The organism is Staphylococcus sp. HMSC034C12, from assembly GCF_001835895.1.
Lineage (GTDB): Bacteria > Bacillota > Bacilli > Staphylococcales > Staphylococcaceae > Staphylococcus > Staphylococcus hominis.
On the sequence record NZ_KV826329.1, the window covers coordinates 19744 to 29819 of the forward strand.

The 10076-nt window shown below is 31.2% G+C and carries 11 protein-coding genes and 7 tRNA genes; 2 read left to right on the top strand and 16 right to left on the bottom strand.

Annotated features, from left to right (window positions below; translation table 11 throughout):
- Positions 1-131 precede the first annotated feature (131 nt).
- On the top strand, positions 132-956 hold the full coding sequence (locus HMPREF2629_RS06050) for an RluA family pseudouridine synthase (protein WP_070813212.1): 825 nt from the start codon (positions 132-134) through the stop codon (positions 954-956).
- A 78-nt stretch (positions 957-1034) separates the two neighbouring features.
- On the opposite strand, the gene fumC is transcribed toward HMPREF2629_RS06050, so the two are convergent.
- From fumC to HMPREF2629_RS06090, 9 genes are all read right to left on the bottom strand, one after another.
- A complete protein-coding gene (gene fumC, locus HMPREF2629_RS06055) occupies positions 1035-2420 on the bottom strand; it encodes a class II fumarate hydratase (RefSeq protein ID WP_017176397.1) in 1386 nt (461 codons plus the stop codon).
- 139 nt (positions 2421-2559) lie between these two features.
- Positions 2560-2952 (bottom strand): hypothetical protein, encoded by a 393-nt coding sequence (locus HMPREF2629_RS06060; RefSeq protein WP_017176398.1) that lies wholly within the window; start codon positions 2950-2952, stop codon positions 2560-2562.
- A gap of 110 nt (positions 2953-3062) precedes the next feature.
- Entirely contained in the window at positions 3063-3236 is a 174-nt protein-coding gene (locus HMPREF2629_RS11020) for an SAS053 family DNA gyrase inhibitor (protein ID WP_249339582.1), read from the bottom strand.
- 22 nt (positions 3237-3258) lie between these two features.
- Positions 3259-3858: a 6-phosphogluconolactonase gene (locus HMPREF2629_RS06065; RefSeq protein ID WP_017176400.1), complete on the bottom strand. Its 600-nt coding sequence runs from the start codon at positions 3856-3858 to the stop codon at positions 3259-3261.
- A 159-nt stretch (positions 3859-4017) separates the two neighbouring features.
- Positions 4018-4488: a tRNA (uridine(34)/cytosine(34)/5-carboxymethylaminomethyluridine(34)-2'-O)-methyltransferase TrmL gene (gene trmL / locus HMPREF2629_RS06070; protein ID WP_017176401.1), complete on the bottom strand. Its 471-nt coding sequence runs from the start codon at positions 4486-4488 to the stop codon at positions 4018-4020.
- Positions 4489-4490: 2 nt separating this feature from the next.
- Entirely contained in the window at positions 4491-5612 is a 1122-nt protein-coding gene (gene queG, locus HMPREF2629_RS06075; RefSeq protein WP_017176402.1) for a tRNA epoxyqueuosine(34) reductase QueG, read from the bottom strand.
- Positions 5613-5873: 261 nt separating this feature from the next.
- Positions 5874-6596, bottom strand: a complete 723-nt coding sequence (locus HMPREF2629_RS06080) for an amino acid ABC transporter ATP-binding protein (RefSeq protein ID WP_017176403.1) — start codon at positions 6594-6596, stop codon at positions 5874-5876.
- Positions 6589-8043, bottom strand: coding sequence for an ABC transporter substrate-binding protein/permease (locus HMPREF2629_RS06085; protein WP_017176404.1), 1455 nt, complete (start codon positions 8041-8043; stop codon positions 6589-6591). The genes HMPREF2629_RS06080 and HMPREF2629_RS06085 overlap by 8 nt, the downstream gene beginning before the upstream one ends.
- 120 nt (positions 8044-8163) lie before the next feature.
- The gene (locus tag HMPREF2629_RS06090) at positions 8164-9207 is read right to left on the bottom strand and encodes a PTS sugar transporter subunit IIC (RefSeq protein WP_371102465.1); all 1044 of its coding nucleotides are present in this window, start codon (positions 9205-9207) and stop codon (positions 8164-8166) included.
- Here HMPREF2629_RS06090 and HMPREF2629_RS11360 point away from each other — a divergent pair.
- Complete coding sequence (locus HMPREF2629_RS11360; RefSeq protein WP_353775006.1) at positions 9179-9247, top strand: hypothetical protein; 69 nt, start codon at positions 9179-9181, stop codon at positions 9245-9247. The two genes, HMPREF2629_RS06090 and HMPREF2629_RS11360, sit on opposite strands and share 29 nt — an antisense overlap.
- A 114-nt stretch (positions 9248-9361) precedes the next feature.
- Here HMPREF2629_RS11360 and HMPREF2629_RS06095 read toward each other — a convergent pair.
- The 7 genes from HMPREF2629_RS06095 to HMPREF2629_RS06125 all read right to left on the bottom strand — a co-directional run bounded on the left by HMPREF2629_RS06095 (position 9362) and on the right by HMPREF2629_RS06125 (position 10076).
- Positions 9362-9445: transfer RNA gene (locus tag HMPREF2629_RS06095), tRNA-Leu, on the bottom strand.
- Positions 9446-9575: 130 nt separating this feature from the next.
- Positions 9576-9649, bottom strand: a tRNA-Gly gene (locus HMPREF2629_RS06100).
- Between the two features lie 8 nt (positions 9650-9657).
- Positions 9658-9731 (bottom strand) — tRNA-Cys (locus tag HMPREF2629_RS06105).
- Between the two features lie 7 nt (positions 9732-9738).
- Positions 9739-9810: transfer RNA gene (locus HMPREF2629_RS06110), tRNA-Gln, on the bottom strand.
- 12 nt (positions 9811-9822) lie between these two features.
- Positions 9823-9895: transfer RNA gene (locus tag HMPREF2629_RS06115), tRNA-His, on the bottom strand.
- Between the two features lie 11 nt (positions 9896-9906).
- Positions 9907-9979, bottom strand: a tRNA-Phe gene (locus tag HMPREF2629_RS06120).
- A gap of 21 nt (positions 9980-10000) precedes the next feature.
- Positions 10001-10076, bottom strand: a tRNA-Asp gene (locus HMPREF2629_RS06125).

A 10076-nucleotide genomic window follows, 5' to 3' on the forward strand; every position in this document is an offset into this window, starting at 1 on the left:
GCCCCATTTTGTTATTTTGCGTTTATTATTATATCGTTTATTTTTAAAATTTAAAAATAGACTGATGAAAACAATTATAATTATCATTGTAAATTATGATATGATTAAACAGAATATAATAGGAGGATATTATGAAATTCAATGTACCTGAAACTTTCAATAATTATACGTTACGTGAAATTTTTCAAAAGTTAAAACTACCAAAAAAAGACTTACACCAATTAAATATGTCTAAAGATATCACGATTAATCAACAACCTAGTAAATTGACAGATAAAGTTGTCACAAATGATGTTGTTTATATTCCTATCCCTGAAGAAAAAAGTAATTATTTACCAAGTTATCGTTACGCACAGATTGCATATGAAGATAACGATTTAGCTATTGTAATGAAACCTAAAGGGGTTAAAACTCATCCAAATGATTTAAAAGAAAGTAATACACTAATGAACCATGTTATCTATACTATGGATAGCGACTACGTTGAACCGATTCATCGTCTAGACCAAGAAACTGTGGGATTATTAATTGTTGCTAAAAATCCTTTAATGAAAAAAATACTAGATAGAATGCTTGAAGAGAATCAAATTACACGTATTTATCGTGCCAATGTAAAAGCATTACTACCTCTAAAACCACAAACAATTGATATGCCAATCGGTAAAGATAAATTTCATCCCAATAAGCGTCGTATTTCTAATACCGGACAACGAGCTATCACTCATATCTTAACATCAAAAAGGATTAAAGAAGGCATTTGTCAATTGGAAATAAAATTAGATACAGGACGTACCCATCAAATACGTGTACATTTAGCAGAAATTGGTCATCCTGTCATAGGTGATCCATTATATGGAGATGCTACCTTACGTCAATTAGAATTGAATAGTTATAAGATTGAATTCACTCACCCACTTACTCAAGAATTGATTTCTGTAAGTTTAGATGATGAATAAATTTTTAAAATGCTCCTTTTAGATAACGCAGATCAAAGCATTATCTTTAAAAGGAGCATTTCAATTGATAATGTTATTTTAATGAGGATCGACCATATCTTCTGGTTTAATCCATTCCTCGAATTGTTCTTCTGTAACGTAGCCAGAATTAATTGCTGATTCTTTAAGTGTTAAACCTTCATTATGAGCTTTTTTAGCTATTTGAGCTGCTTTTTCATATCCAATATGAGGATTTAGTGCAGTTACAAGCATTAATGATTGATTTAAATAATGATTGATATTTTCTTCAATTGGTTCAATACCTATAGCACAATTTTTGTTAAATGTTTCCATTCCATCAGCTAATAAGTAAATAGATTGCAATGTATTATGAAGAATCACAGGTTTAAATACATTAAGTTCAAAATTACCTTGAGAACTCGCTATACCTACTGTCGTATCATTTCCTATCACTTGTACTGCAACCATTGTTAGCATTTCACATTGTGTTGGATTAACTTTACCTGGCATAATTGATGAACCTGGTTCATTTTCTGGAATTGAGATTTCCGCAAGTCCGGCTCTAGGTCCTGAAGCAAGCCATCTTATATCATTTGCTATTTTCATTAAGTCTGCTGCCAATGCTTTTAGTGTTCCATGAAGTTGCACCACTTCATCATGTGAGGTTAAAGCATGAAATTTATTTTCAGATGAAACAAATGCATAGCCTGTATGTTCTGAGATATATTTAGCTACTTTATCTCCAAATTCTGGATGTGCATTAATTCCTGTTCCAACTGCTGTTCCACCAATAGCTAAATTTAAAATATGTTGTTTAGATTCAGCTAATAATTGTTCACATTTATCTAGCATATAACGCCATCCACTAATTTCTTGTCCTAATCGAATTGGAGTAGCATCTTGTAAGTGAGTTCTACCAATTTTAATAATTGATTGATATTGGTTTTCTTTTTCTTTAAATGTGTCTCGTAAATGTTTTAAAGCAGGTTCTAATTTCGTTTCAATTTCATGGTATAAAGCAACATGCATAGCTGTAGGGAATGTATCATTCGAACTTTGAGATTTATTAACATCATCATTGGGATGAATCGATTCATCGCTATTATGTTCTTTTAAGTACTCATTAGCTACATAACTTACGACTTCATTCACATTCATATTACTTTGAGTACCGCTTCCCGTTTGCCATACAACTAAAGGAAAATGACCATCAAGTTCTCCTTTTAAAATTAAATCACAAGCATAAATGATAGCATCTTTCTTAGTATCACTTAATTTTCCTAATTCATGATTAGCAAGCGCGGCACCTCTTTTTAACTGAGCAAAACCATAAATCACCTCAATAGGCATATGTTCTTTACCTACTGGAAAGTTACGCTTACTTCTTTCAGTTTGTGCGCCCCAATATTTATCAGATGGTACTTCAATTTCACCAAACGTATCATGTTCAATTCTTACAGACATTCAATAATCCCCCTTATTTATGATTTAGTAATAGTATATCATTAATAAAATTAATGTAGCAATTCGAATATAAAGCGGTTTCATTTATAAAAAATAAAACACATGAAGTTGTATTACTTCACGTGTTTAAGAATAAATCTTATTCATATTTATATTTTACTGCTTTTACAACTGAAATAGCACTTATTATATACAAAATAGCGCTTATGACAAGCGTAACAGGACTTATCTTTACTAACATACCTAAAACCCCACCTAAACTTCGATAAAAATCATTAAGTGTATATGCCAAGATTCCTGTTACAATTAATATACATATAACACTAATCATAATTCCTTTTTGATTACTCTTAATGAATGGATGAGCAGTTGCATTATCTATTAAATCCTTTGATAAATTCAATTGTAATTGAATCACTTTAAATAACACTGGTAGATAGAGTGCTCCTAGAGCAATGGGAAAACCTTTAATAGAAATTAAACTAACAATGATTGTAATAATTGTTAAAGGTAGCCAATACTTATGTAACATATTTTTATCTCCTTCATTTTCATTAAAATATATTGTATCATAAGTTGTATTTCATAAAAAAAGCATTTTAATTAATCTATCGAAACAATTAATTAAAATGCTAAAATATATTAATTTAAATCTGAACGCGCTTCTGAATCATGTGTTTGATTATATTTATCTTCATCATTTTCTTCAGAAATCTGTTCCATTTCTTTTCCTAATGCTTCTAAATCATCCATATTTTGAACCATTGCATTTTCGTCTTCATGATAATTACGTTTACTATCTTTACTCATAAAAATAACCTCACAATAAAATTAAATATTATGCAAATCTCGCTGTGAAGTATTCTTTAACGTCTTCCGGTAATCCATCAGCAGCAGCTCTGTCTAAAACAACTGTTACCATACGATGTACTTTTAAATCAGCAGGTAAAAAGTTTGATTTACCATTTTCTTCATATAATCGTTTGATAACTTCACTTTTTTCAGCACCAGTTACAACTAAGATAATTTCGCGTGCCTTCATCAAACCTTGACGAATATTAACATCTAAATGTCCAGAGTTATCAATTGAAACAACTTGTAAAGTAAGTTTTCCTTTATTTTCTTTTGTTTTAATTCTATCATTGATTAATGATTCAGCATCATCATCAAGACTAATAGAATATACTTGCTCAGAAGGTACACCTAAAGCTTCATAGAACGAATGATTATCGTCATAGTCAAGAATATTAATTTGACTAAAATCTACAGCGTTACGATCAACTGATTTTTTTAATTCATCTAATACAGGTGCAGAATCCTTGTTTAAATGGAAACCAGCAATGGTAGTTGGGTTATTGTTAAATTGTTTTCTAATAATATCTCCAGCATAGTCTGCTGCATGTTGTTTATCTTCGAATACTTTAAAATTCATTGCCATAATAATTACACTCCTCTAAATGTAAAGTTCAACTAAAATAATTCATTTATTTACTAAATTACCCTATTTAAGGGGATATCAAACTATTTTAAAATTTTTATAATAATTCATTAATAAATATAACATTTTTTATTCTATTATAGTAATTAATTTTAAATTCTACTTTAATCCTGGGAAGTTTTGTTGTCGTAATGCTTCATAAATCAATAAAGCAGCAGTATTAGATAAATTTAAAGAACGAATATGATCACTCATAGGAATTCTTAAAGCAGTATCTGCATATTTCTCTTTTACCCAATCTGGTAAACCTGTAGTTTCTCTACCAAAGATAAAATAATTTTCTACTTCAGTATTTGAAAAATCAAAATCACTATAAGTTTGTTTACCAAATTTAGTAAGTAAATAATATTTACCATTTGTCACTTCGAAAAATGATTCAATGTTTTCATGATAAGTGATATTAACATGTTCCCAATAATCTAATCCAGCTCGTTTTAGCATCTTGTCATCTGTACTAAAGCCTAATGGTTTAATTAAATGCAAGTGTGTATTGGTACCTGCGCATGTACGTGCAATATTCCCAGTGTTTGCAGGTATTTCTGGTTGGAATAACACAATATGGTTTGTCATTTTTATTTCCTCATTTCTAGTCCTTTTCTCATTTCAACTTGAACTTCTTCAATCTCATTATCAAAATGCTCATAAATAAATGTTCTTGCATCATCGCCTAGTATTTGGCCAATAGCCCAATATGCTGTTCCTCTTATCATGGGTCTTGGATCATTCAATGCCACTTCCTTTAATTCAGGAATAGCCGCTTCTTCACCAAAATGTGCAAGTGCAATAATTGCATTCCGCTGTATAGGTTTCTTACCTCTCCATGCTCCTGCCAAATGACCATAAGTATTTTTAAATTCTTTATTACTCATTTGTAACAATGGAACTAAACGTGGCTTTAATATTTCTGGTTCTAAAATAATATCTTCGTGAGTTGTATTAATGCCTCTATTTTTCGGACAAACTTGTTGACAAGTATCACAACCATAAAGACGATTACCAATTTTATATCGATACTCATCTTTTAAATATCCTTTAGTTTGAGTTAAAAAGCTGATACATTTTTGAGAATTCAGTTGACCATTCCCTACTAAAGCACCCGTTGGACATCTATCTACACAAATTGTACAATCTCCACAACTGTCTAATATAGGATCATCCGGTTCAAAAGGAATACTAACTAACATTTCTCCTAAATATGTCCAAGTTCCTAGTTTTGGATTAATAACAAATCCATTTCTACCAACGAATCCTAATCCTGCTCTTTCAGCTACAGCGCGATCTGAAAGTACTCCAGTGTCAACCATGCTTTTTATTTCGACATCAGGAACCTTAGATTGAATAAATTCACTTAATTTGTCTAGTCTTTTTTTCATAATTGAATGATAATCTTGACCCCAAGAGGCTCTCGCAAACATTCCTCTTCTATCGCCTTTTACACTTTTTGGCGCTCCCTTTAGCTTATTTGGATAACCAACAGCAATAGCTATAATAGAACGCGCTGTGGGTAAAGATAATTTAGGTTCTGTTCGTAACGCAATATCTGATTCTTCAAAACCTGATGCATAACCTTTTTCATGATAATCTACTAACTTTTGTTTCAGTTCATCGAAAGGATCAGCAGTAGTAAAACCAATACTATCTATACCAATGGAATACGCATAGTCAATGATTTCCTGTTTAAGTTGATGGTTCATCAACACTCTTGCCTCCTATAAAAAAGTCCATAGAACATTTTAACATAATCTTAATTTTTTATGATATTAAATATTTTTATAAATAAAAAAGAATCTGAGATATACTTTAAAGTATCTCAGATTCTTTAACTTTGAGAATGTTATAAAGAAAGTCTATATTTATAATTCAGAATAAATTCTATCTTCTTTTCTTAATTAACTTTTATTACTTTTTAGATATAAAACCTTATAAATGTTTTATCAGTCTTCATATACAACATGCTATAATACTTTCGCCAAAAAGTTTTTAGTTCTTTCATGTTTGGGATGATTAAATAATTGATCAGGTGTTTCACTTTCAACGACATATCCATCTGCCATAAATATTACTTTATCACCAACATCTTTAGCAAAACCCATTTCATGAGTTACAACCACCATTGTCATACCCTCTTTAGCTAAATCTTTCATAACTTTAAGTACTTCATAAACAACTTCAGGATCAAGTGCTGATGTTGGCTCATCAAATAATATGACATCAGGATGCATAGCTAAAGCTCTTGCTATTGCTACCCTTTGTTTTTGTCCGCCAGAGAGTTGAGAAGGATATGCGTTAACTTTCTCTTCAAGTCCTACTTTTTTTAGAAGTGCTTTACCTTCAATTTCTAGTTTTTTTAAATCAACTTTTTTTAACAACTTAGGTGCTAAAATGACATTTTCTAATACTGTTTTGTGAGGAAATAAATTGAAATTTTGAAATACCATTCCCATTTTTTGACGTAATTCACTTAAATTTATATTTTTATGTGTTAATTCTTTTCCTTCAAAAATCACTTTTCCATTTGATGGTGTTTCTAATAAATTCATACATCTTAACAATGTACTTTTACCACTTCCTGATGGTCCTATAATTGCTACAACTTCTCCTTTATTAATTTCTAAATTTATATCTTTGAGTACTTCATTTTTATTAAATGATTTATTTAAATTTTGAACTTTAATCACTGGCTTTCATTCTCCCTTCGATTAAACTCATACCTCTAGATAATGTAAATGTTAAAACAAAGTACATTATCGCAGCGATAATTAACGGTGTAAAAGGATCAAATGAAATACCTTGTACAACCTGAGCGTTAAACATAATTTCTCCTACTCCTATAGTAGAAACAATAGATGATTCTTTAATTAGTGTTACAAATTCATTACCTAACGCTGGTAAAATATTTTTAATTGCTTGGGGTAAAATGATATATCTCATTGTTTTAGAATAATTTAATCCTAAACATTGCGCTGCCTCTGTTTGCCCTTTATCAACAGCATTAATTCCAGCTCTAAATATTTCTGCAATATAAGCAGAAGAATTAATAACTAGTGCGATAGTACCACATACTAATGCTGAAACGTCTAAACCTAGAACAGCTGTCGTTCCAAAGAAAACTAAAAATACTTGAACTAACATCGGTGTTCCTCTTAAAAATTCTATGTAAATAGAGGCAATCCATGAAAGCAATTTAAACTTACTCAATTTAGCTAAAGCAATTAAAGCTCCTAATACTGCTCCTAATACTACACCAATCATTGATATTAAAATTGTATTTTTAAGTCCTTTGATAAAAAATGCACCATACTTATCAAAAAAGCTACTATCGTCTTGCATATCTTTAGAAGCTTTGTCCATGTATTTGCTAATTAAATGTTGGTCATTGACTTCCTTAATAGATTTATTGACATTCGCTAAAAGAATAGGTGAATTTTTTGGCACAGCTATGACATTATCTTTCTTTTCTTCATTAAAATTCACATTAGCTATCATTAAGCTGTTATTTTGTTTTACATATGCTTCAGCAACAGGTTTTTCTATTACCAACCCTTCTACCTTATTACTTTTAACTGCAAGAATAGCATCTGGTAGACGATTTAATGAACTAATGTCTGCATTCTCTATTTCTTGTTGCGCAATTTTTTCTTGTTCAGTCCCTTTTTGTGCTGCAACTTTTTTATTAGAAAAGTCTTTTAATGTATGAAATTTATTTTTATCGCTTTTTCTAATAAGCATTACATTGCCCGTTTTAGTATAAGAATCTGAGAAATCAACTTCTTTCTTTCTTTCTGGTGTTGAAGTCATACCAGAAATAATAACATCAATTTTTCCCGTTTTTAATGCACCGAGTAAACTATCAAATTGCATATTCACAATTTTTAATTTTAAGTGATTATCTTTAGCAATTTTTTTAGCTAAATCGATATCTATACCTGCGTATTCACTCTTACCTTTTACAGTCTTTTCAAATTCAAATGGTGCATAATCAGCTGATAATCCTACTCTTAATTCCCCACTTTCCTTAATTTTTTCCCATTTTGCATCTTGATCAGCGTGAGCCATAGGTTCTATATTTATAAAGGTCAAACTAATTAAGATTGCTATGATCATTGTTTTAAAAATATATTTCATATAGCAACCTCCTATAACTTTTTAATTATTATACACAATAAAGTATTAATATGCAATAAAAAATTCGAATAAAAAAAGCATCTACATTACTATAGATGCTTAAATACCTTTAAAATAATATTATTGGTGAGTGATTTCAAATCTATAAATATTATCATTATATGATGGTATAAACTTTTTGCATAATTCATGAATAATAAAAGCACTAATGAATGGAACAATAAAATAACCTAATGCTAATAGAAGAATATTAAATGTTGAATCACCCGGCATTCTATTAAACGCATTAATTGGACCAACTAATCCTGTATAACCAAATCCAGCTGATAATGGTGTTCCTTTTATTCCAATGAAGTATGTTAACAAACCGGAAATAATACCATTAATGGTTAATGGTATTGCAATGATTAAATGTTTTAAATAAACAGGAATCATCATCTTCGCAGCGCCAATAAACAAAACTAAATTGACACCAACTGAATTGACACGTAAAGAACCAAAGAAAAAAGTAACGCATGCAGCAACAATTCCCATGTTAGCAGCACCACTACCTAACCCATTTAAACTAATAGCTGTAGCAATAGCAACTAGAGAAATTGGCGTAACCATTAGTAGTGAAAATGTCACACTTATTAAGATAGACATAATTAAAGGATTAAATTCAGTAAATGAATTAATCACATGTCCTAAACTTTTTGTGATAATTTGTATATATGGCAAAGTCGCTAATCCAATTAATCCGCTGACTACTGGAATAAATACAGGTAAAATAATCATTTCTAAAGAACCAAATTTTCCTTGTAATAATAAATATAAAGCACATGCGATAATAATAACTAAAATTACGTTTATAATATCGCCAATTCCTTTTAATGCAATACCATTGGCATTCATTTGTATAGCTCCAGAGCCCAACATTGCTGATATACCTATCATACTAGCACCCGCACCACTAAATTTGAATTGATGTGCTGCCAATATTCCAATAATAAATGCCATAAATGATTGAATAATTGTCACTAATTGAAAAACAAGCTCTAATATTGGATGTTGATCTTTAAATAATTTTAGTAGTTCTCCTAAAAGTGCATTTGGAAGTAATGCAATAACTACTCCTGCACCAACTGCATTAAGAATATTACTAAAAAAATATTTTAAGTTTATTCTAGTTCTACTCATAATAGCCTCCATTTTTAAATATTAGCTATATAATATTATATTATCTCATTTTATACAATATAAAATAAGTAGTTAAAAAAATATCAAATAAAAAAGGATTAAGTAGAGTGTTCTACTTAATCCTTTTAAATCCATTACATACCGGCGGTCGGGGTCGAACCGACACTCCAATAAAGGAACGGGATTTTGAGTCCCGCGCGTCTGCCAATTCCGCCACGCCGGCTTAATATATATAAATAAAAAACTTCCCTATGGAAGCAATTATGGAGCGGAAGATAGGACTTGCACCTATATCTTGTTCCGGGAAGGAACATATTCTAAAAGTTGAAATACTCCCGCATTGTATCAAATTATGGAGCGGAAGATAGGACTTACACCTATATCTCATTCCGGGAAGGAATGTGTTCTAAAATTGAACTACTCCCGCATAGCACATGGAGGCGGCAACCGGATTTGAACCGGTGATAAAGGTTTTGCAGACCTCTGCCTTACCACTTGGCTATGCCGCCAAAAAAACTGGGCTAGCTGGATTCGAACCAGCGCGTGACGGAGTCAAAGTCCGTTGCCTTACCGCTTGGCTATAGCCCATTAATAATAAAGGGCGGTTGATGGGAATCGAACCCACGAGTGTCGGAACCACAATCCGATGCGTTAACCACTTCGCCACAACCGCCAAAGTGTAAATGGTTCAGGACAGAGTCGAACTGCCGACACATGGAGCTTCAATCCATTGCTCTACCAACTGAGCTACTGAACCTTAATCATAAGTCAAAAGTAATGGCGGTCTCGACGGGAATCGAACCCGCGATCTCCTGCGTGACAGGCAGGCGTGTTAACCGCTACACTACGAGACC

Bases quoted from the DNA above. Each gene is read 5' to 3' on its own strand.
- HMPREF2629_RS06050 (WP_070813212.1), top strand. From the start codon at position 132: ATGAAATTCAATGTACCTGAAACTTTCAATAATTATACGTTACGTGAA.
- fumC (WP_017176397.1), bottom strand. From the start codon at position 2,420: ATGTCTGTAAGAATTGAACATGATACGTTTGGTGAAATTGAAGTACCA.
- HMPREF2629_RS06060 (WP_017176398.1), bottom strand. From the start codon at position 2,952: ATGTTACATAAGTATTGGCTACCTTTAACAATTATTACAATCATTGTT.
- HMPREF2629_RS06065 (WP_017176400.1), bottom strand. From the start codon at position 3,858: ATGGCAATGAATTTTAAAGTATTCGAAGATAAACAACATGCAGCAGAC.
- trmL (WP_017176401.1), bottom strand. From the start codon at position 4,488: ATGACAAACCATATTGTGTTATTCCAACCAGAAATACCTGCAAACACT.
- queG (WP_017176402.1), bottom strand. From the start codon at position 5,612: ATGAACCATCAACTTAAACAGGAAATCATTGACTATGCGTATTCCATT.
- HMPREF2629_RS06085 (WP_017176404.1), bottom strand. From the start codon at position 8,043: ATGAAATATATTTTTAAAACAATGATCATAGCAATCTTAATTAGTTTG.